At 60.4% G+C, this 21,844-nt stretch carries 21 protein-coding genes and 1 pseudogene; 10 read left to right on the top strand and 12 right to left on the bottom strand.

The features are described 5' to 3' along the window. Positions 1–103: 103 nt before the first annotated feature. The 5 genes from DW49_RS0106900 to DW49_RS0106880 form a co-directional block, all read right to left on the bottom strand. Entirely contained in the window at positions 104–826 is a 723-nt protein-coding gene (locus DW49_RS0106900; protein WP_024420672.1) for a C40 family peptidase, read from the bottom strand. Between the two features lie 75 nt (positions 827–901). Continuing rightward, positions 902–1,666, bottom strand: a complete 765-nt coding sequence (locus DW49_RS0106895; RefSeq protein WP_005616385.1) for an NAD-dependent deacylase — start codon at positions 1,664–1,666, stop codon at positions 902–904. Continuing rightward, complete coding sequence (gene hda / locus DW49_RS0106890) at positions 1,660–2,364, bottom strand: DnaA regulatory inactivator Hda (protein ID WP_003381589.1); 705 nt, start codon at positions 2,362–2,364, stop codon at positions 1,660–1,662. The genes DW49_RS0106895 and hda overlap by 7 nt, the downstream gene beginning before the upstream one ends. Positions 2,365–2,592: 228 nt before the next feature. Next, positions 2,593–3,666: an AI-2E family transporter gene (locus DW49_RS0106885; RefSeq protein ID WP_005616381.1), complete on the bottom strand. Its 1,074-nt coding sequence runs from the start codon at positions 3,664–3,666 to the stop codon at positions 2,593–2,595. Positions 3,667–3,705: 39 nt separating this feature from the next. Next, entirely contained in the window at positions 3,706–4,794 is a 1,089-nt protein-coding gene (locus DW49_RS0106880; RefSeq protein ID WP_024420670.1) for a DUF2066 domain-containing protein, read from the bottom strand. A 330-nt stretch (positions 4,795–5,124) separates the two neighbouring features. On the opposite strand from DW49_RS0106880, the gene purM reads away from it, so the two are divergent. The 4 genes from purM (at position 5,125) to DW49_RS0106860 (ending at position 8,359) form a co-directional block, all read left to right on the top strand. Continuing rightward, complete coding sequence (gene purM, locus DW49_RS0106875; protein ID WP_005616377.1) at positions 5,125–6,183, top strand: phosphoribosylformylglycinamidine cyclo-ligase; 1,059 nt, start codon at positions 5,125–5,127, stop codon at positions 6,181–6,183. Continuing rightward, a complete protein-coding gene (purN, locus tag DW49_RS0106870; protein ID WP_005616375.1) occupies positions 6,183–6,833 on the top strand; it encodes a phosphoribosylglycinamide formyltransferase in 651 nt (216 codons plus the stop codon). Before purM ends, purN begins: the two co-directional genes overlap by 1 nt. 8 nt (positions 6,834–6,841) lie before the next feature. Continuing rightward, a complete protein-coding gene (locus DW49_RS0106865; protein ID WP_003381583.1) occupies positions 6,842–7,555 on the top strand; it encodes a DUF3108 domain-containing protein in 714 nt (237 codons plus the stop codon). Between the two features lie 624 nt (positions 7,556–8,179). Then, on the top strand, positions 8,180–8,359 hold the full coding sequence (locus tag DW49_RS0106860; protein WP_003381582.1) for a hypothetical protein: 180 nt from the start codon (positions 8,180–8,182) through the stop codon (positions 8,357–8,359). 99 nt (positions 8,360–8,458) lie between these two features. Here DW49_RS0106860 and DW49_RS0106855 read toward each other — a convergent pair whose 3' ends face one another. The 5 genes from DW49_RS0106855 to cysM form a co-directional block, all read right to left on the bottom strand. Beyond that, positions 8,459–8,998, bottom strand: coding sequence for a DUF2058 domain-containing protein (locus tag DW49_RS0106855; RefSeq protein ID WP_005616372.1), 540 nt, complete (start codon positions 8,996–8,998; stop codon positions 8,459–8,461). Positions 8,999–9,028: 30 nt separating this feature from the next. Further along, entirely contained in the window at positions 9,029–9,862 is an 834-nt protein-coding gene (gene mazG / locus DW49_RS0106850) for a nucleoside triphosphate pyrophosphohydrolase (protein ID WP_005616369.1), read from the bottom strand. Between the two features lie 123 nt (positions 9,863–9,985). Then, positions 9,986–12,229 (bottom strand): GTP diphosphokinase, encoded by a 2,244-nt coding sequence (gene relA / locus DW49_RS0106845; protein WP_003381578.1) that lies wholly within the window; start codon positions 12,227–12,229, stop codon positions 9,986–9,988. Between the two features lie 156 nt (positions 12,230–12,385). Continuing rightward, positions 12,386–13,741 (bottom strand): 23S rRNA (uracil(1939)-C(5))-methyltransferase RlmD, encoded by a 1,356-nt coding sequence (gene rlmD, locus DW49_RS0106840; RefSeq protein WP_005616365.1) that lies wholly within the window; start codon positions 13,739–13,741, stop codon positions 12,386–12,388. Next, a complete protein-coding gene (gene cysM, locus DW49_RS0106835; RefSeq protein WP_005616363.1) occupies positions 13,741–14,643 on the bottom strand; it encodes a cysteine synthase CysM in 903 nt (300 codons plus the stop codon). Before cysM ends, rlmD begins: the two co-directional genes overlap by 1 nt. Before the next feature lie 272 nt (positions 14,644–14,915). On the opposite strand from cysM, the gene DW49_RS0106830 reads away from it, so the two are divergent. The 3 genes from DW49_RS0106830 to DW49_RS0106820 all read left to right on the top strand — a co-directional run bounded on the left by DW49_RS0106830 (position 14,916) and on the right by DW49_RS0106820 (position 18,594). Further along, positions 14,916–17,669 carry a response regulator gene (locus DW49_RS0106830; RefSeq protein ID WP_024420244.1) on the top strand — a complete coding sequence of 918 codons (2,754 nt, stop codon included), beginning with the start codon at positions 14,916–14,918 and terminating at the stop codon, positions 17,667–17,669. Between the two features lie 83 nt (positions 17,670–17,752). Then, positions 17,753–18,190, top strand: coding sequence for a hypothetical protein (locus DW49_RS0106825; RefSeq protein ID WP_003381571.1), 438 nt, complete (start codon positions 17,753–17,755; stop codon positions 18,188–18,190). Further along, positions 18,187–18,594, top strand: coding sequence for an META domain-containing protein (locus DW49_RS0106820; protein WP_003381570.1), 408 nt, complete (start codon positions 18,187–18,189; stop codon positions 18,592–18,594). The genes DW49_RS0106825 and DW49_RS0106820 overlap by 4 nt, the downstream gene beginning before the upstream one ends. Before the next feature lie 212 nt (positions 18,595–18,806). On the opposite strand, the gene DW49_RS0106815 is transcribed toward DW49_RS0106820, so the two are convergent. Further along, on the bottom strand, positions 18,807–19,274 hold the full coding sequence (locus DW49_RS0106815; RefSeq protein WP_005616355.1) for a TlpA disulfide reductase family protein: 468 nt from the start codon (positions 19,272–19,274) through the stop codon (positions 18,807–18,809). A gap of 130 nt (positions 19,275–19,404) precedes the next feature. Here DW49_RS0106815 and arsC point away from each other — a divergent pair, with 130 nt between their 5' ends. The 3 genes from arsC (at position 19,405) to DW49_RS0106800 (ending at position 21,127) form a co-directional block, all read left to right on the top strand. Then, positions 19,405–19,758: an arsenate reductase (glutaredoxin) gene (gene arsC, locus DW49_RS0106810; protein WP_003381568.1), complete on the top strand. Its 354-nt coding sequence runs from the start codon at positions 19,405–19,407 to the stop codon at positions 19,756–19,758. Next, entirely contained in the window at positions 19,755–20,360 is a 606-nt protein-coding gene (gene wrbA, locus DW49_RS0106805) for an NAD(P)H:quinone oxidoreductase (protein WP_003381567.1), read from the top strand. Before arsC ends, wrbA begins: the two co-directional genes overlap by 4 nt. Positions 20,361–20,455: 95 nt before the next feature. Next, a complete protein-coding gene (locus DW49_RS0106800) occupies positions 20,456–21,127 on the top strand; it encodes a DNA-3-methyladenine glycosylase I (protein ID WP_005616352.1) in 672 nt (223 codons plus the stop codon). 6 nt (positions 21,128–21,133) lie between these two features. Here the strand turns inward: DW49_RS0106800 and ttcA are convergent. Further along, positions 21,134–21,835 (bottom strand): annotated as a pseudogene (gene ttcA / locus DW49_RS0106795) (tRNA 2-thiocytidine(32) synthetase TtcA); the annotation flags it as partial. Between the last annotated feature and the right edge of the window lie 9 nt (positions 21,836–21,844).

Genomic DNA, 21,844 nt, shown 5'->3' with positions numbered 1-21,844 from the left:
TTTTCGAAATAAGTTACCCATAACCTGCAAGCTAAGCTATTGATAAGATTTGAATTTTCCGTTAGTTGGTGGCTGATTTTTTCGAAAACAGTACACTATTTGGTTATTTACGCCGTTTGGGCGCGGACTTGACTGTAGTCGAAGTCATGGCCGTTGTCTGCGTTGCAACAGGCGTGGACTTTACAGCCACCGTGCCCGGTGCCATCGCCAGAGGCCGCTTGGCTTCGATGAACGTCCTGCTCCAGTAGGCGTCATCGAGGCTGTCGATGCGTACACCGCCACTGCGACGGCTGCTGGAGTGAATGAACTGCTGATTACCGGCGTAGATCGCTGCATGGCTTACGCGGCCACGGCCGCGAGTACTGAAGAACAACACATCGCCACGCTGAAGGTTCTTGCGCGATACCAGCGGTGCGTCAACGTTGATCATTTCACGCGTGGAGCGTGGCAGGCTCATGCCGGCCTCTTCACGAAACAGATAACCAATGAAACCGCTGCAATCGAAGCCCGACGAGGTCGAGGTGCCGCCGAACTTGTAGCGCGTGCCGATCAGCGCCTTGCCGCGCTCGAGGATGCTGTCGGCCAGAACCGGCAGTTTGTAGGATGTGTTGTCTGCGAACTGGTTCAGTTCGTCTTCGGTCGCCAGCTCGTCCTGCAGGACTGCTGCATCGGCACGGCGCGCTGCGGACTGTGCAGTGACGGTGTTCTGATAACGGGGAACCGGCTGAGCCTGCTCGTGCTGTGCAACCGGCATATTGGCCGAGCAACCGAACAGGAAGGTAACGAGTGCGAGTGGCACGAGAGGTGCTAAGCGAACAACTGGCATGGGCACAACCGCGGCTGACTAGTTAAGATGGCGAGACTATGCCTTTTATGAAAGCGATTTGCAAATTCAATCGAACTAGATGTGACTTATGAGTTCCGCCATGACATGTGCTGCCCGGCACTGCAAAAAGACGTCCATCTGCGCGCTGTGATCGGTTGGCTGCGGATTGATTTCTGCGGTGAAGCCCCCGGAAACTCTGGCGCGAATGACCGGCTCGTGAATGTAGGGGAAGCTTGCCGTGGTGCCGATACTCAGCACAGCGTCATAGCCTACAGCCAGTTGTTCATACAGTGTTTCCAGCGCCCTTTCCGGGAGCATTTCCTGAAAAAGAACGACGGGCGGTCGCAGAATGCCACCACAGAGTCGGCATAACGGCGGCAGTGGACGCTGCAAATGCTCACTCAACTGAAGGTCTTGTGCGGCACACGACTGGCAAAACAGCGGCGAGAGTTGCCCGTGAATTTCGATCAGACGCTCAGGCGGGCTGCCGGCAGCGCGATGATAGCCATCGACGTTTTGAGTCAGCACCCAGCACTCGGGCTTGATACGTTGTAACTGGGCGATGGCGTAATGCGCAACATTGGGCTCACCGCCCAGGCAGGCCTTGCCCAGCTCGGCGATGTATTTCCAGCACAGTTCGGGGTCACGGCGCAGCATAGGGCCTGACAGGGCCATTTCGATGGGCAGCCCGTCATCGGTCTCGCCGTTGTAGAGCCCGCCCACACCGCGATAGGTCGGTAGACCGGAATCCGCCGACAGACCCGCACCGGTGATGACCAGAATGCGCTTCGCATGGCGTAACGCGGCTGCGGTTTGCAACACCAGCGCCCGATCTACCACCCAAGCGTCTCTTTAAGGAAGGGGATGGTCAGCTTGCGTTTTTCCTGCAATGACGCCTGATCGAGGCGCTCAAGCAGCTCGAACAGGGCACTCATGCTGCGCGTACCACGGGTCAGGATGAAATGGCCGACATCATCGGTCAGGTGCAGACCGCGCCGCGAAGCGCGCAGTTGCAGGGCGCGCAGTTTGTCTTCATCAGACAGCCCGCGCATCTGGAACACCAGCGCCATGGTCAGGCGGGATTTGAGATCGGGAAGTTTGACCGGCAATTCGCGTGGCGACTTGGACGCTGCAATCAGCAGACGACGGCCGCTGTCACGCAAACGGTTGAACAGGTGAAACAGGGCTTCTTCCCATTCCGGCTTGCCGACGATCGCTTGCAGGTCATCCAGGCACACCAGCTCGTACTGCTCCAGATGGTCGAACAGCTCGATGCCTTCATCGATGACTTCGGCGAGCGGCAGATAGACCGCAGGTTCGCCCAGTTGCTCGAAACGCAGGCACGCAGCCTGCAGCAGGTGCGTGCGCCCTACTCCATCCTTGCCCCACAGATAAATGAGGCTTTCCGTCCATCCGGCGTCGGCTTCGCACAGCCGCTCGACATAGCCGAGTGCAGCGGCATTGGCGCCTGGATAGTAATTGACGAAGGTGGCGTCATCACGCAGACGCACACTCAAGGGCAGCTGAATCGGTTTCATGCTGGCTAACGGCTCATGCAAACCGTCAAGGGCCTCTGTGTAAAGAACGCAAAGTTTATACCCGTGAGGCGGGTCGCACAATGCGACAGACCTCAAGCAAAATCAAAGGTTTGCGTCAGGGTGGCGAAAGCGGGAACACAGGAAGGAGGTTTTGCGCAGTGAAATCGCTGTATCAACAGGCCTCTTCGCAACGCTGCGAAAAGGCCTGTTTCGATTTTACAGGCAGGGCTACAGATCAGGATCTTCCGCACCGGCATAGACTTCGGAGCTTTTATAGACGTCGTGCATATGGCGCACCAGCACCATGATGACCGCCGCAACCGGCAGCGCCAGCAGGATGCCGGTGAAACCGAACAGCTCGCCACCCGCCAGAATCGCGAAAATGACCGCGACCGGGTGCAGACCGATACGATCGCCCACCAGCAAGGGCGTGAGCACCATGCCTTCGAGGGCCTGACCGATCATGAACACGGCGACAATGCCCATCATCGGGTACAAATCACCACCAAACTGAAACAGCCCGGCAACCAGCGCCGAGCCGATGCCGATCACAAAGCCCATATAAGGCACGATGGCCGCCAGACCGGCGATCACCCCGATCAACAGGCCCAGCTCAAGACCGACCAGCATCAGGCCGGCAGCGTAGATCACCCCCAGACCGACCATGACCAGCAACTGGCCGCGAATGAATGCGCCCAATACTTCGTGGCACTCGCCCGCCAGTTTGACGATCTGGCTTTCGCGCTGGCGTGGCAGCAGGCCACGCACCTTGCCCATCATCAGGTCCCAGTCACGCAACAGGTAGAAACACACCACCGGGATCAACACCAGATTGGTCAGCCAGCCGATCAGCGCCAGGCCGGAAGCCGTGGCCTGGGACAGCACGATGGACACGATATCCCCGGCCTGGCCCATGTGCTCGGAAATGGCTGCTTTTATCTTGTCGAACTTCCAGAAGCCATCGGCCAGACCGAACTTGGCCTGCACCCACGGCATGGCCGAGTGCTGCAACCAGTCAAGGATCTGCGGAGCGAGTTCGTAGAGACGAAACAGCTGTTTGGCCAGCATCGGCACCAGCACCAGCAGCAACGTCATTAATACCAGGGTAAACAGGCCAAACACCGCCACCACACTTAACGTTCTGGACAGCCCGGCACGCTCCAGACGATCCACCAGCGGATCACCCATGTACGCCAGCAGCAACGCCACCAGAAAAGGGGTGAGGATTGTGTGCAGCAGCACCACGAATGCGATCAGCAAGGCCAGGCCGCCAATCCAGAACCAACGCCGCGTATCAGTCATCAACATCCCTCTACCCAATGGAAAAGCGTTCTTGCCGGGTTACCAGCGGAAATACAGTTGTGGCGCAGACGCCGGGACAATCATCGGTGCAGGGGCCGGTACAGAAGCGGCGCCGGCAGCGGGTGCAACCGGTGCAGCGGCATCGACCGGCGCAGCAGCGGCCGCCATTGCTTCACTGGCGGGCACTTCCTGCAGTTTGGCCAGCGACAACTGCGAGCGTAGCTGATCGGCACTGCCACTGACGTCAAACACCACTTTATCGCCCTCGACAGAGCTCAGACGCACGCCGAACGGATCAAGTAACTGAAGCAGTTGTGCGTAACGCTCAAGCGTCACGCCCTGCACCTGCACCAGCAGGCCGGTCGATGCGCCGGGCTTGGCGACAAAACGCGGCGCCAGACGCTGGCTCACCGACAACAGCACCGCGTCGGCCAACGCTTCGGAGGTTGCACCGGTTGCAGTGCCCTGCTCGCGCTGCTCGCCCAGCCACAAACGCCATTTGCCTTGCCATTGCCCGGCGCCTTCTTTGGCGTGCACGGCGAGTATCGCGTCGGCGCCGTAACGCTCTGAAGCCTCTTTGAGCGGTGCCGGGTCAGTGCCTTCCAAGGTTTTTGCATCGCCCACGCCCTGCTCGCTCAAGTCAGCCAAGGGCAGGCGCAGCGGCAAACCACGGTGCTGCGCGGCACGGCGCAACGGTTCGGCCGCCGCCTGCCCGTCGCCGACCAGATTGGCGCCTTCGACCGAGTCGTTCAGCCACCAGCCGAGAATCGACGGGCGATTACTGCCCCAGATCGACAGGCCAGCATCGCGCAAGGCACGGTCGGTGGTTGCCGGGTCGAAATCGACCAACAGGGTTTCCGGCGGACCGGCCTCGTAGCCGTACTGGCTGATGATCTGCTGCGGGTCTTTGCGCAAGGCGGCAATTGCTGAACCCTGCGCAGCCTTGGCGTCGCCGGTCAGGCGCAGCACCAGCGTGTCAACGGCGGCCTGGGTGGCGCGCGTACGCTCGTCGGGCGACTGGCCGCTGACGGGTTCGCGGACCTGATAAAGGTTGGTGACTGTTTCGGCAAGGCCTGGAAGGCTGACCAAGGAGAGGCAGCCGGCTAGAAGAATTCTGGAAAAACGCATGGACAGTTCCCGAACGGAAAAAAGTGAAAAACAAGCAGTATCAGGAGGCGTACACGTCTGGGACAGCCGTGAACCGCCATTCATTCAATTTGCGCATAAAGTACACCTTAAACGCCGAAGGCCGAACTGATCCGGGTTTTATTTGGCGCAACAGCGCCCTACCGTCGGCGCAAGGATGGCCCCTGGGGAGCAAGCCTGATAAAATCGCGCGCCTTCGCAGACCGGCAATCGCAACGACCCCACATTACCATCGCATGACAGCGCGGTGCTGAACGGGTCCCAACGCAGCGGTCGATACCTCCGAATCCCCCCTAAAGGCCTGGATTTTCTATGAGCAAGCAACCCTCCCTGAGCTATAAAGACGCCGGTGTAGACATCGACGCCGGTGAAGCATTGGTCGAACGCATCAAGAGCGTCGCCAAGCGCACCAAGCGTCCGGAAGTCATGGGCGGCCTGGGAGGCTTCGGCGCCCTTTGCGAAATCCCGGCTGGCTACAAGCAACCGGTTCTGGTTTCCGGTACCGACGGCGTAGGCACCAAGCTGCGTCTGGCGCTGAACCTGAACAAGCACGACACCATCGGCATCGACCTGGTCGCCATGTGCGTCAACGACCTGGTGGTCTGCGGCGCAGAGCCGCTGTTCTTCCTTGACTACTACGCCACCGGCAAACTCAACGTCGACACCGCCGCTCAAGCCGTCACCGGTATCGGCGCTGGCTGTGAACTGGCAGGCTGCTCGCTGGTGGGCGGCGAAACCGCTGAAATGCCGGGCATGTACGAAGGCGAAGACTACGACCTGGCCGGCTTCTGCGTCGGTGTTGTAGAGAAAGCCGAGATCATCGACGGTTCCAAAGTGGCCGCCGGTGACGCGCTGCTGGCCCTGCCATCGTCCGGCCCGCACTCCAACGGTTACTCGCTGATCCGCAAGATCATCGAAGTGGCCGGTGCCGATATCGAAAACATCCAGCTGGACGGCAAACCGCTGACCGAGCTGCTGATGGCGCCGACCCGCATCTACGTCAAGCCGCTGCTCAAGCTGATCAAGGAAACCGGCGCGGTCAAGGCCATGGCGCACATCACCGGTGGCGGCCTGCTCGACAACATCCCGCGTGTGCTGCCGGAAGGCGCTCAGGCCGTGGTCGATGTTGCCAGCTGGCAGCGCCCGGCGGTCTTCGACTGGTTGCAGCAGCAGGGCAACGTTGAAGAAAACGAAATGCACCGCGTGCTCAACTGCGGCGTCGGCATGGTCATCTGCGTGGCACAAGAGCACGTTGACGCCGCCTTGAACGTCCTGCGTGAAGCCGGCGAGCAGCCATGGGTGATCGGCCAGATCGCTACCGCCGCTGAAGGTGCAGCGCAAGTCGAGCTGAAAAACCTCAAGGCGCATTGATGTCTGCCACCTGCGATGTCGTGGTGCTGCTCTCTGGCACCGGCGGCAACCTGCAAGCGATGATCGACAGTTTCAAGGACGGGGCCAGCCCCGTCCGCATTCGCGCGGTGATTTCCAACCGTGAAGATGCGTTCGGTCTGCAACGCGCCCGAGACGCAGGCATCGAAGCCTGCGTGCTGGCTCACACCGCCTACGACGGCCGCGAGGCCTTCGACGCAGCACTGATCGAACTGATCGACACCTTCCAGCCGCACCTGGTGGTGCTGGCCGGATTCATGCGCATTCTCAGCGCAGGGTTCGTGCGCCACTATCAGGGTCGCCTGCTCAATATCCACCCTTCCCTGCTGCCGCACTACAAAGGTCTGCACACGCACAAGCGCGTGCTGGAGGCCGGCGACGCCGAACATGGTTGCAGCGTGCACTTCGTCACTGAGGAACTCGATGGCGGCCCACTGGTCGTACAGGCAGTTATTTCGGTACAGTTGCACGACACGCCCGCCGCGCTCGCGCAACGGGTCCATGTTCAGGAGCACCGTATTTACCCACTGGCCATTCGCTGGTTTGCCGAAGGCCGGTTGAGCCTCGGTGAACACGGTGCCTTACTGGATAGCCAGTTACTCCCGGCCAGCGGCCATCTGATTCGACATTAGGAGATATTATGCGTCGCGCTCTGCTCTTCGCTTTCGCTCTGCTCGCCTTGCCTGCCGTACAGGCCGCAGACCTTCAACCCTTCTCCGCCAGCTACACCGCCGACTGGAAACAGCTGCCCATGAGCGGCACGGCTGAACGCAGCCTGCAAGCCGGGGCCAACGGCATCTGGACCCTGAACTTCAAGGCCTCGATGATGATTGCCAGCCTGACTGAAGTCAGCACGCTGAAAGTCGACAAGGAAACCCTGCTGCCACAGACCTACAGCTTCGAACGCAGCGGCCTGGGCAAATCCAAGAAGGTTGACCTGGCGTTCGACTGGAACACCAAGTTCGTCACCGGCACCGACCGCGGCGACGCGATCAAGCTGCCGCTCAACCCTGGCATCCTCGACAAGTCCACTTACCAGTTGGCGTTGCAACATGACGTCGCTGCGGGTAAGAAGAGCATGAGCTATCAGGTGGTCGACGGTGACGAGGTAGACACCTACGACTTCCGCGTACTGGGTTCGGAGAAAGTCACCACCAAGACCGGCCAGGTTGATGCGATCAAGGTCGAGCGCGTGCGTGACCCGACGCAAAGCAAGCGCACCACCGTGCTGTGGTTCGCCAAGGACTGGGATTACCTGCTGGTGCGTCTGCAACAGGTCGAAACCGACGGCAAGGAATACAACATCGTGCTGCTCGACGGCACCGTCAACGGCAAGGCCGTCAAAGGCAGCTGATCGCCCTGACCGCCCGCGCCACAGAGCCCCGCTTTTCAGCGGGGCTTTTTATTGGCTGCAAGCAAGAGGACGCAGAGCGTCCAGAACGGCATGCGACGCGGAGCGCCGCACGATAGTGGTCGTTAGATTATCGTTCCCTACGCTCCAGCGTGGGAATGCAGTCGCGACGCTCTGCGTCGCCAAAGAGGACGCGGAGCGTTCAGAACGGCATGCGACGCGGAGCGCCGCACGATAGTGGTCGTTAAGATTATCGTTCCCTACGCTCCAGCGTGGGAATGCAGTCGCGACGCTCTGCGTCGCCAAAGAGGACGCGGAGCGTCGCACGATAGTGGTCGTTAAGATTATCGTTCCCTACGCTCCAGCGTGGGAAGGCCGTTCTTGACGCTCTGCGTCATCTTTCTGCACCGCTCAAGGCACATGAAAAATCCTTCACTTTGCCGCTACCATGCTGCAGGCCTCGCCATACAAGGGTTATAGGCGAACGATCATTTTTTGATCAGCCGGGACCCTGAACAGGCTATTTACTTAGGCAGCTAACAAATTCTATAAAAGAGTCCTGCGACACATCGCCGCAGTATCCAGAGGCCTAATCATCAAGGCCATCAAAGTCAGGAGCTTACTACTATGACTGTCAGAGTTACTGAACGGGACGACGCCCACCTCTCTCACGAAGCCGTAGCCGACGGCATCCAGATCTGGGACGTGCATCAACAGGACCAACTCGTAGGCATGTTCCATATCGAGTCGGATGCGCTTCGCTACAAGGAAGAGCTGGAAGCACTGGAAAGCCAGGGCAACCACTGAGCACCATCCCTGAACCGAACCAGAAATCCCAGAACAAGAAACGACAAAACCCGCTGAATGCGGGTTTTGTGTTTTTGAACGCAGCAACAGGTCAGCGAATTACCACATCAGATCGTCTGGCACCTGATACGCGGCATACGGATCATCAGCATCCGGGGCTTCGGTAGGCGTGTTGAGCAGCACAACACGGCGCGGGTCGCGCTCCTGGATCTTCAGTGCTGCTTCACGCGGGATGATCTCGTAACCGCCGCCATGATGGACGATTGCCAGCGAGCCGCTGCTGAGCTTGTTGCGCACCAGCGCATTGACCGAGATGCGCTTGACCTTCTTGTCGTCAACGAAGTTGTAGTAGTCCTCGGTGATCAGCTTGGGCAGGCGCGACACCTCGATCAGTTGCTTGACCTGCGCGGTACGGGCCTTTTGCTCGACCTTTTCCTGCTGTTGCCGGTTCAGCTCCTGATCGCGTTTGATCTTCTCGGCCTGTGCTTCCTGGGCCGCACGCTTTTGCGAGTCGTCGGCCTGAGCCTGCCCCTTGTGCACCAGACGCTGCTCTTTCTGCTTTTCTTTGCCGACCTGTTTGGCCTGCTTTTGGTTGACCAGACCTGCCTTGAGCAACTGGTCGCGAAGGGAAAGGCTCATTGTCTACTCACTTATGCCGTTACCGCACCCTCAGCCGCAGCCGGGCGTGCTCTTTTCCTGACGTTTGGCTTCGCCCCACAACGCGTCCATTTCTTCGAGCGTGCACTCTTCGATGGGACGCTGGAGGTGGCGCAAGGCCTGTTCAATGAATCGGAAGCGTCTGTCGAATTTGCTATTGGCCGAGCGTAACGCAGTTTCCGGGTCAACTTTAAGGTGCCGGGCCAGATTCACCACGCTGAACAGCAGATCACCGACTTCCTCGGCAATGCCATCGGCATCATTGTCGGCCATGGCCTCAAGAATTTCATCGAGTTCTTCGCGCACCTTGTCGATGACCGGCAACGCCGCGGGCCAGTCAAAGCCCACCTGCGAGGCACGCTTCTGCAGTTTGCTGGCCCGGCTCAGCGCGGGCAAGGCAGCCGGCACGTCGTCAAGCAGCGACAACTGCTCGGGCACGCCAGACTTTTCAGCGCGTTCCTCAGCCTTGATCTCGTCCCAGCGAAGATTGACCTGCTCGTCGGTCAAACGCGGCGTTTCCGGCGGCGCGTACAGCTCGCCGGTCGGGAACACATGCGGATGACGACGCAGCAGCTTGCGGGTAATGCCGTCCACCACGCCATCGAACTCGAAGCGCCCTTCTTCCTTGGCCAACTGCGCGTAGAAGACCACCTGAAACAGCAGGTCACCCAGCTCACCCTTCAGATGATCAAGATCGCCCTGCTCGATGGCATCCGCCACTTCATAGGCTTCTTCCAGCGTATGCGGCACGATGCTGGCGTACGTCTGCTTCAAATCCCACGGGCACCCGAACTGCGGATCGCGCAGCCGGGCCATGAGGTGCAGCAGGTCTTGAACTGTGTACATGGGGCTTCCTTCGGTCGCAGCGGTTAGCTGTCAGTTGCAAGCTCCAAGCAAAAGCAAAAGCAAAAGCAAATTGCGTTGGCTTCTCGCTTGCAGCTTGCAGCTAAAAACTTGCAGCTGCCTCTCTCAAGGCGTCCTGTTTCGGCGTGTTTCAATGATGTTCGGCAACTGGGATATCCGCCCCAGCAACCGGCCCAGCGCGTCCAGACCCGGAATCTCGATGGTCAGGGACATCAGCGCGGTGTTGTCTTCCTTGTTCGAGCGGGTGTTGACCGCCAGTACGTTGATGCGCTCGTTGAGCAGCACCTGGGTGACGTCACGCAGCAGGCCGGAACGGTCGTAGGCGCGGATGATGATGTCCACCGGGTAGGTGAGCACCGGTACCGGGCCCCAGCTGACCTGGATGATGCGCTCGGGCTCGCGACCGCCCAGTTGCAGCACCGAGGCGCAATCCTGACGGTGAATGCTGACGCCACGGCCCTGCGTGATGTACCCGACAATCGCGTCGCCCGGCAGCGGCTGGCAGCAGCCGGCCATTTGCGTCATCAGGTTGCCGACGCCCTGAATCTGGATATCGCCGCGCTTGCCAGGCTTGTAGCCAGTAGCCTTGCGCGGGATCAGTTCCAGTTGTTCATTGACCCGATCCGGCTCGACCTGCTGTTGCGCCAGGTTGACCAGTTGCGCCAGGCGCAGATCCCCCGCGCCCAGTGCGGCAAACATATCGTCGGCGGTCTTGTGATTGGCTTTGTCTGCCAGCTTGTCGAAATCGACCTGCGGCAACGCCAGACGTGCCAGTTCACGTTCGATCAGGGTTTTACCGGCCGCGACGTTCTGGTCACGGGCCTGCAATTTGAACCAGTGAACAATCTTCGCCCGCGCCCGGGACGTGGTGATGTAGCCCAGGTTGGAGTTCAGCCAGTCGCGGCTCGGCGTGCCGTGCTTGCTGGTGATGATCTCGACCTGCTCGCCGGTTTGCAGGCTGTAGTTGAGCGGCACGATACGGCCGTTGATCTTCGCACCACGGCAGTTATGGCCGATCTCGGTGTGCACCCGATAGGCGAAGTCCAGCGGCGTCGCGTTCTTGGGCAGGTCGATAGCGTGGCCGTCGGGGGTGAAGACATAGACACGATCCGGCTCGATATCGACCCGCAACTGCTCGGCCAGACCACCGATGTCACCCAGCTCTTCATGCCATTCAAGGACCTGACGCAGCCAGGAAATCTTCTCTTCGTAATGATTGGAGCCGGATTTGACGTCGGTGCCTTTGTAGCGCCAGTGCGCGCAAACGCCCAGTTCGGCCTCTTCGTGCATGGCATGGGTGCGGATCTGCACTTCCAGCACCTTGCCTTCCGGCCCGATGACGGCGGTGTGCAGCGAGCGGTAGCCGTTTTCCTTGGGGTTGGCGATATAGTCGTCGAACTCCTTGGGAATATGCCGCCACAGCGTGTGCACGATACCCAGCGCGGTGTAACAGTCGCGCATTTCCGGGACCAGCACGCGCAATGCGCGCACGTCGTAGATCTGGCTGAACGCCAGGCCCTTGCGCTGCATTTTGCGCCAGATGGAATAGATGTGCTTGGCACGGCCGCTGATGTCCGCCGTCACGCCGGTGGCTTGCAGCTCGTTGTCGAGCTGGGACATGACGTCGCTGATGAAGCGCTCGCGATCAAGCCTGCGCTCGTGCAGCAGCTTGGCGATCTGCTTGTATTGATCGGGCTCCAGGTAGCGGAAAGACAGGTCTTCCAGCTCCCATTTGATATGGCCGATGCCCAGACGGTGGGCCAGCGGCGCATAGATGTCGAAGACCTCGCGGGCCACGCGGTTGCGCTTTTCGTCGTCGGCGTTCTTCACCGCACGGATCGCACAGGTGCGCTCGGCCAGCTTGATCAGCGCAACGCGCACGTCATCGACCATCGCCACGAGCATCTTGCGCAGGTTTTCGACCTGCGCCTGACTGCCCAGCACCAGCGATTGTCGCGGGCTGAGGCTGGCGCTGATCGCCGCCATGCGCAGCACGCCGTCGATCAGCTTGGCGACCGTGGCACCAAAGCGCTGCTCGACGTCCGGCAACGGAATCACGCCTTCGCGCACGCCACGGTACATGACCGCCGCAACCAGCGAATCCTGATCCAGCTTGAGGTCAGCGAGGATCTCCGCGATTTCCAGACCGGTCTGGAAACTGGAGGTGCCTTCTGCCCAATGATTCTTGTGAGCCTTGTCATTCTGCTCGGCTTGCCGGGCAAATTCACAGGCCTGTTTCATGACTTCCCGGTCCAGGACCAGGTCGACGCTGACAATATGATCGAGCCATGCGTCGAGATTGATACTGCCGTCTGTGTTTATCGGCTGGTTCGCTCTCACCTGTACCATGCTGCTTACCTTCCCTACGGCGCGATGAATAGCGCCATCAGTCGCCAGCCTTCTGAGCGAATGCCACTTGCCGGGCAAGCAAGGACCGGCATTCGCGGGCCAGTCGGATTAAATGAGGTCCCTGTCAGCAGCTAAACTCTATCCAATGAAGGCTGCTCACTTACTCACTTCAAATAAAGCCATCGCCTCGACATGCGCCGTTTGTGGAAACATATCAAGAATTCCGGCACGTTTTAATCGGTAGCCCTGCTTAACCAGTTCGACCGTGTCACGAGCCAAAGTTGCCGGGTTGCATGAAACATAAAGCAACCGTTGAGCGCCTGTTTTTCTGATCTGGCGCACCACTTCAAAGGCTCCGTCACGCGGTGGGTCCAAGAGTACCGCAGAAAACCCCTCTGCCGCCCAGTCGGCGTGTGTCAGCGGCTGGGAAAGATCCGCCTGAAAAAACCGCACATTGTGCAGATCATTACTCATTGCGTTGACCGCTGCACGCTCGACCATGGTCGCAACACCTTCCACCGCCACCACCTCTTTTGCCAGACTCGCCAGCGGCAGGGCGAAGTTGCCCAAGCCGCAAAACAGGTCCATCACTCGTTCATCAGCCGCAGGTGCCAGCCAGTGCAGCGCCTGCTCGATCATCGCGGTATTGACCGCCGCGTTGACCTGAATGAAATCACCCGGTCGCCATGCCAGTTGCAGGTTCCACGGTTCAAGCCGGTAACCCAGCGTATCGCCAGGGCTGGCCGGTTGTGGCTCACCTTCGCCGTGCAGCCAGAGCTGCGCGCCATGTGTCGCACAAAAGGCCTGCAGCGTTGCCAGATCGGCCTCGGCCAAGGGCGCGGTGTGACGCAGCAACACCGCAGTGGAAGAGCCGCTGAACAGCTCGACGTGACCCAGCACTTGCGGTTTGCTGAAGCTTTTGAGCATGGCCGGCAACTGACTCATGATCGGTTGCAAGGCCTGTACCAGCACCGGACACTCTTCGATACTGATGATGTCCTGGCTGGCCGCCGCACGAAAGCCCACGTCCAGCCGTTTGGCCTTGGCATCCCAGCGCACCGCGACCCGTGCGCGCCTGCGGTAGGCCAGTTCGGCGCCGCTCAACGGCGCGGCCCATTCATCCGGCACCACGTTCGCCACACGCAACAACTGCTCGGCGAGCATGCGCTGTTTCAGGGCAAGCTGTTCTTCATGGGGCACATGCTGAACGCTGCATCCGCCACAACGGCCAAAATAGTCACAGGCCGGGGCGCGTCGCAGGTCGCTGGCGACAAACACCCGCTCGGTGCGCGCTTCGACCACCTTGCCCCGCGCATTGAGCACCCGCGCCTCGACCTCTTCACCGGCCAGACTGCCCGCGACAAACCAGGTCTTGCCCTCCAGAAACGCAATGCCGCGACCGTCATCGGACAGCCGTTCGATGCTCAGGCGCTGCTTTTTACCGGCAGGAATCTGCACGCTCTTGACGCCGCCCGTGGGCTGAAAGCGCAGGCCTCTTTCATGCTTGGCCATCAGTTGGGCATGTCGTAGATACCGGTCGACAGGTAGCGGTCGCCTCGGTCACAGATGATTGCCACAATGGTGGCGTTTTCGACTTCGCGAGCAATACGCAGCGCACCGGCCACCGAACCGCCGGACGAAACGCCGCAGAAAATGCCCTCTTCGCGAGCCAGCCTGCGCATGGTTTCTTCGGCCTCGGTCTGACCCATGTCGATGATGCGATCGACGCGATCCGACTGATAGATTTTCGGCAGGTACTCATAAGGCCAGCGGCGAATACCCGGGATCGACGCGCCTTCCATCGGTTGCAGACCGACGATCTGCACGTCAGGGTTCTGCTCCTTGAGGTAGCGCGAAGTGCCCATGATGGTGCCGGTGGTGCCCATCGAACTGACGAAGTGGGTAACGGTGCCCGCCGTTTGCTGCCAGATTTCCGGGCCGGTGGACGTGTAATGCGCCTCGGGATTGTCGCCGTTGGCAAACTGATCGAGCACTTTGCCGCGACCCTCTGCCTGCATGCGATCAGCCAGATCACGCGCGCCTTCCATGCCTTCGTCCTTGCTGACCAGAATCAGCTCGGCACCATAGGCGGTCATTGCCGCCTTGCGTTCGGCACTGGAGTTGTCCGGCATGATCAGAATCATGCGGTAACCCTTGATCGCCGCCGCCATGGCCAGCGCAATGCCGGTGTTGCCGGAGGTGGCTTCGATCAGCGTGTCGCCGGGGACGATCTGGCCGCGCAGCTCGGCACGGGTGATCATCGACAGCGCCGGGCGGTCTTTTACCGAACCAGCAGGGTTGTTACCTTCCAGTTTCAACAGGATGGTATTGCTGGTAGTGCCCATCATGCGTTGCAGACGCACAAGCGGGGTGTTGCCGACGCAATCGGCGATGGTTTGATACTGCAGGGTCATGGCGTATTCGCGGTCCAGTCTGCGGGGGCGCCTATCATAACGGCAAACGCTCAAAGCCCATATCACGCAAAGTGCGGTCGTTATTCCTAAAAGGCATAACTCTGGATTGGCGAGCGCGTTCGTCGGCCATTTTCCTGTGCTGGCTTGTCACGGTGCGCAGAGTAATGTGCCCACACTGACGTTAAATGGCTAAACTCGTGCCCTTGTGCCGATACAGCCGGGCAGCCATTGCCTGATATCGACGGATTGATACCTGTTGCTGGAGAAAAAGCGTGCTGACCAAGCTGGGTATAAAAGGCCGTGTGCTGCTACTGACGATTCTGCCTGCCAGCCTGATGGCCGCGACGCTGGGTGGCTATTTCACCTGGATGCAGTTGAGCGAACTGCAAAGCCAGTTGCTGCTGCGGGGTGAAATGATCGCTCAGGATCTGGCACCGCTATCGGCCAGTGCATTGGGGCGCAAGGACAAAGTGCTGTTGAGCCGCATCGCGACCCAGACACTGGAGCAGCCCGACGTGCGCGCCGTGTCGTTTCTGGATGTCGATCGCTCGCCACTGGCGCATGCCGGCCCGACGATGATCAGCCCCACCCCCATCGGCAACAGCTCGCAGTTGCTCAACTCGACAGGCACTGACGCCACGCGCTATCTGCTGCCGGTGTTCGGCAATCAACGCCACCTGACCAGCCCGATCATCCCCGCCGAAGCCGACACCCTGATGGGCTGGGTGGACGTGGAAATTTCCCACAACGGCACCTTGCTGCGCGGCTATCGAAGCCTGTTTGCCAGCCTGCTGCTTATTTTTACCGGGCTGGCCATTACCGCCGTCGTCGCCGTGCGCCTGAGCCGGACCATCAACGGTCCGATGAGCCAGATCAAGCAGGCGGTCTCGCAACTCAAGGACGGCAACCTCGAAACCCGCCTGCCGCCACTGGGCAGCCGCGAGCTGGACGAGCTGGCCTCGGGCATCAATCGCATGGCGGCCACCCTGCAGAATGCGCAGGAAGAACTGCAAATGAGCATCGACCAGGCCACCGAAGACGTTCGGCAGAACCTGGAAACCATCGAGATTCAGAACATCGAGCTGGACCTGGCGCGCAAGGAAGCGCTGGAAGCCAGCCGGATCAAGTCTGAATTTCTGGCCAACATGAGCCACGAGATCCGCACGCCGCTCAACGGCATTCTGGGCTTTACCCATTTGCTGCAGAAAAGCGAGCTGACGCCGCGCCAGTTCGACTATCTGGCGACCATCGAGAAATCTGCCGACAACCTGTTGAGCATCATCAACGAGATTCTCGACTTCTCGAAGATCGAGGCCGGCAAGCTGGTGCTCGACAACATTCCGTTCAACCTGCGCGATCTGTTGCAGGACACGTTGACCATTCTCGCACCGGCGGCGCATGCCAAACAGCTGGAGCTGGTCAGCCTGGTGTACCGCGACACGCCGCTGGCGCTGTCCGGCGACCCGCTGCGGTTGCGGCAGATTTTGACCAATCTGGTCAGCAACGCGATCAAGTTCACCCGCGAAGGCACCATCGTCGCCCGCGCCATGCTTGAAGATGAAACCGAAGAACACGCGCAATTGCGCATCAGCGTGCAGGACACCGGTATCGGCCTTTCCAGTCAGGATGTGCGGGCGTTGTTTCAGGCCTTCAGCCAGGCCGACAATTCGCTGTCGCGCCAGCCAGGCGGCACCGGTCTGGGGCTGGTGATTTCCAAACGGCTGATCGAGCAGATGGGCGGCGAAATCGGGGTCGACAGCACCCCCGGCGAGGGCTCGGAGTTCTGGATCAGCCTGAAACTGCCTAAAGCCCGCGAAGACAAGGAAGAATCGCTCAATCTGCCGCTGGAAGGGCTGCGCGCTGCCGTGCTTGAGCACCATGACCTCGCACGTCAGGCGCTGGAGCATCAACTGGAAGACTGCGGCCTGCACACCGTGGTGTTCAATAATCTGGAAAACCTGCTCAACGGCGTGACCGCCGCCCATCAAACCCCGTCGGCGATTGACCTGGCGGTGCTCGGCGTCACGACGCTGGAAATCTCCCCGGAACGCCTGCGTCAGCACATCTGGGATCTGGAAAACCTCAACTGCAAGGTGATGGTACTGTGCCCGACCACTGAATACGCGCTGTTTCAGTTGGCGGTCCACGACGTCTACACCCAGTTACAGGCCAAGCCTGCCTGTACCCGCAAACTGCAAAAAGCCCTGTCCGAACTGATCGCTCCACGCGCGATACGTGCCGACATCGCCCCGCCGCTGTCGAGCCGCGCACCGCGTGTGCTGTGCGTGGATGACAACCCGGCCAATCTGCTGCTGGTGCAGACTCTGCTTGAAGACATGGGCGCCGAAGTGATGGCAGTCGAAGGCGGCTATGCGGCGGTCAATGCGGTGCGACAGGAAGCGTTCGATCTGGTACTGATGGACGTGCAGATGCCGGGCATGGACGGGCGTCAGGCCGCCGAGGCGATCCGCGCCTGGGAAGCCGAGCGCGGCCAGAGTTCTCTGCCGATTGTGGCCCTGACGGCCCACGCGATGGCCAATGAAAAACGCTCGCTGCTGCAAAGCGGCATGGACGACTACCTGACCAAGCCGATCAGCGAGCGGCAACTGGCGCAGGTGGTGCTCAAGTGGTCGGGGCTGGCACTGCGCAACCCCGCGCCGGAACGCCAGAATGAATCGCTCGAAGCCCACGTCGGGCCGCTGGTGCTCGACCCTGAAGAAGGGCTGCGCCTGGCTGCTGGCAAAGCGGACCTCGCCGCCGACATGCTGGCCATGCTGCTCGCCTCACTGGACGCCGACCGCGAAGCCATCCGCGTGGCGCGTGCCAGCCAGGACGTACAGGCCCTGATCGAACGCATCCACCGCCTGCACGGGGCCACACGCTACTGCGGCGTCCCGCAACTGCGCACCGCCTGCCAACGTGCCGAAACCCTGCTCAAACAGGACGCGCCGCACACCGAAGACGCCCTTGATGACCTGGACAAAGCCATCGTGCGCCTGGAAACAGAGGCGCGGGTGACGGCGTGATGAAGCCTCTCGTTAGTCATACCCACGCGCCAGGAAACGATCGACGCGGGGCATGATAGGATGCGCGCAATTTTGGAGGACTCATGGCCGAACACGATTTTCGCTACAGCATGCTCAACCCGCAGCACACCCTGACCGAATGCCGGACGCTGGCACCTGGCCGCTATCAGGTCACCGGCAACGGCGGTTCGATCCATGACAACGACCAGTTGCTGGTGACCATCAAGGGCAGCAAAAGCCTGCACATGCGCCTGACGGTCGAGAAGGTCCGGCACCTGATCAATCCGCCCGGCCAGTGGATTGCAGTGGCCAAGGGCCCGGTATTCGACGAGCTGGCGATTCATCAGTGGCAAGTGCATTGCGACAGCTGCAACGCCGAATTGAATTTCGAGTTCATGGTAGAGAGCAAGCTGGGCGTGAAGGCGCAGAAACCTGCCGCCAATGCGCGTATTGCCGAGCTGGGCTGGAAAACCGATGGCGAGAAGCACCTCTGCAAGAAGTGCCAGGAGAAAGCGGCATGAAACAGTCTGCGCTCCTGAGCCTGATCGGCGGCGCGCTGCTGGCCGGTTGCACTGCTGACCCGCTGCCGATCCGCCAGGATCATGGCTACGTGATGGAATGGATCGGCGAACGCCCGCTGATCGACAACAGCCGCCTGACCATGACCCTGGGCGCCGATGGCCGCGCGTATGGCAATGCCGGCTGCAACCACTGGTTCGCGCCTTACACCCTGAACGACCACACCATCAGCTTCGGCGCCGTGGGCAAGACCCGCAAAATGTGCGCACCGGCACTGATGGAACAGGAACAACGCTTCATCAAAGCCATCAGCAGCGTGCAACGCTGGGATATCTCGCCCATCGAGCAACTGCGCCTGTGGCCAGCCCAAGGCAAACCGCTGCGCTTCTGGCTGGAAGACAGCTGACGGTGCCCCGGGCTCCTGCCTCTGACTATCGTGCGACGCCGAGCGTCGCAACCCGCATTCCCATGCTGGAGCGTAGGGAACGATAATCCCAATCATCGTGCGACGCTCCGCGTCGCATGCCGTTCTGGACGCTCCGCGTCCTCTTGCGACGCAGAGCGTCGCGACCCGCATTCCCACGCTGGAGCGTAGGGAACGATAATCCCAACTATCGATCACCCCTCCCCGCGCAATACCTTGAGCTTCTGGATCACGGTCGCGGCCGATTGTTCGCCGAGCAATTGCTCACGCATCTTGCCCTTGTCATCGATGATATAGGTCACCGGCAGCGCTTCCGACGGCGGCAGGCTGTATTGCTCGGCCGGGTCCTGAGCCAGCACGGTGAACTTGATGCCCAGTGCATTGGCGGCATTTTTAAGCTCGTCGCCCTGCAGGTTGTCGAAGTTGACACCCAACACCGTCACCTTTTTGTCCTTGAGCTGCTCGGACAACGCATTGAATTCCGGCACCTCGGTACGGCAAGGGCCGCACCATTCGGCCCAGTAGTTCACCACCAGCCAATGGCCCTTGATTCGCTCACTGGCAACCTTCTGGCCATTCTGGTCTGTGCCCAGGTCTACGCCACATCCGCTGAGCAGCAAGCTGCCGAAAAGTATCACTGCCGCCGTTAATCGCCTTGCCATTTGCTTGTTTCCTCGCCCCGTTCAGCCTGCAATTACTTATACCCAAGCCACTGCTATTGACCATCCGATATGTCGGACAGTGCCATCGCTGGTTAGAATACGCGCCACCCCCCACAAGATGCGACTGCAAATGACCGATCTGACGCTGTATCACAACCCGCGCTGCACCAAATCCCGCGGCGCGCTGGAACTGCTTCAGGCCCGCGGCCTGACGCCCGACATCATTCTGTATCTGGAAACCCCGCCGGATGCCGCCACACTGCACGACCTGCTCGGCAAATTGGGTATCAGCGCCCGGCAATTGCTGCGCACTGGCGAAGACGATTACAAACAGCTCAACCTGGCCGACCCGAGCCTCAGCGACGAGCAACTGGTCGCCGCCATGGCCGCGCACCCGAAACTGATCGAACGGCCGATTCTGGTCGCAGGCAACAAGGCTGTGATTGGCCGCCCACCCGAGAACATTCTGGAGCTGCTGCCGTGAGCACACCTTATATTCTGGTTCTGTATTACAGCCGTAATGGCTCCACCAGCGAAATGGCCCGGCAGATCGCCCGCGGTATCGAGCTGGGCGGCATGGAAGCGCGACTGCGCACCGTGCCCGCCGTTTCTGCCGACCACGAAGCGAGCGCCCCGGAGATCCCGGAAAACGGCGCGCTGTACGCAAGCCTGGATGACCTGAAAAACTGTTCCGGCCTGGCACTCGGCAGCCCGACCCGTTTCGGCAACATGGCCGCGCCGCTGAAATACTTTCTGGACGGCACCAGCAACCTGTGGCTGACCGGCGCACTGGTCGGCAAACCGGCGGGCGTATTCACTTCCACCGCCAGCCTGCACGGTGGCCAGGAAACCACACTGATGTCGATGCTGCTGCCGCTGCTGCACCACGGCATGCTGATCATGGGCCTGCCGTACAGCGAATCGGCACTGCTGGAAACCGCTGGCGGCGGCACCCCCTATGGCGCCAGCCACCACGCCGGGGCCGACGGCAAACGCGCGCTGGACCGTCACGAAACCGACCTGTGCCGCGCGCTGGGCCAGCGTCTGGCGAAAACCGCGTTGCGCCTGGACGCACCGCGTAGCTGAACGACCCGCCCCCGAGCGTTCGGTTAAATCGCAAACTTGCAGCGCAAGGATCGGTCTGAATCCTTGCCCTGCCTGTTTAATTCTCTGGAGAACCGATGCACGACTACAAATGGCTGAACGAGTATTGCCTGAATCGATTCGGCTCCGCCAAAGCTCTGGAAGCCCACCTGCCCTCGCCGAAGACTGCGAAACAACTGCAAGCCATCAGCGCCGACCGTTACCTGTCGACCATGGCCCTGCGCGTGTTTCGTGCGGGCCTGAAACACAGCCTGGTAGACTCCAAATGGCCAGCGTTTGAAGAAGTGTTCTATCGCTTCGACCCGGAAAAAGTCGTGCTGATGGGCGCTGACCATCTGGAACGCCTGATGCAGGACGCACGCATCATTCGTCACCTGGGCAAGCTCAAGAGCGTGCCGCGCAATGCGCAGCTGATTCTGGACATAGAGCAGGAACACGGCAGTTTCGGCACATTCATCGCGCAGTGGCCAGTCGATAACATCACCGGGCTGTGGCAGTACCTCGCCAAGCACGGCAACCAGATGGGCGGGCTGTCATCGCCGCGCTTCCTGCGCATGATCGGCAAGGACACGTTCATTCCCACCTGGGACGTGGTCGCCGCATTGAACGCGCAGGATATTGTCGACAAAGTGCCGACCAGCAAACGCGATCAGGCCATTGTGCAGGACGCGTTCAATCAATGGCATGCCGAGAGCGGTCGGCCGATGTGCCAGCTGTCAGCCATGCTGGCCTTCACCGTCAACCACTGATCGCGATCAAATATTGACCACATTGACGAACCGCGAGGCTGCGGTTTCGTCGACGCGCAGCTGGCTGAAATCGAACAGGTTGCGGTCAGCCAACTGCGACGGCTGCACGTTCTGCAGGGCGCGGAAGATGCTTTCAGTGCGGCCCGGCGTCTTGCGCTCCCAGTCCAGCAGCATATCCTTGACCACCTGACGCTGCAGGTTTTCCTGCGAGCCGCACAGGTTGCACGGAATGATCGGAAACTGCTTGAGGTCCGAGTAAGCCTGGATGTCCTTCTCGTGGCAGTAGGCCAACGGTCGAATCACCACGTTGCGGCCATCATCGGCACGCAACTTGGGCGGCATGGCCTTGAGCGCGCCATTGAAAAACATATTGAGGAAAAACGTTTCGATAATGTCGTCGCGATGATGCCCCAGCGCCATCTTGGTAGCGCCGATCTGGTCGGCGAAGGTGTACAGCGTGCCGCGCCGCAGCCGTGAACACAGCGAACAGGTGGTTTTGCCTTCGGGGATCAGCTCCTTGACCACCGAGTAAGTGTCCTTCTCGACGATATGATACTCAACACCCAGTTCTTTCAGATACGCCGGCAGCACGTGTTCGGGAAAACCCGGCTGCTTCTGGTCCATGTTGACGGCCACGATGTCGAACCTGATCGGCGCAACCTTCTGAAAGTGCATCAGCACATCGAGCAGGGTGTAGCTGTCTTTGCCTTATAGCCC

The sequence above is a fragment of the Pseudomonas avellanae BPIC 631 genome (assembly GCF_000444135.1).
GTDB lineage: Bacteria > Pseudomonadota > Gammaproteobacteria > Pseudomonadales > Pseudomonadaceae > Aquipseudomonas > Aquipseudomonas avellanae.
Note: the sequence above shows the minus strand (reverse complement) of the source record. Positions and strands in the feature narration are given on the sequence as shown.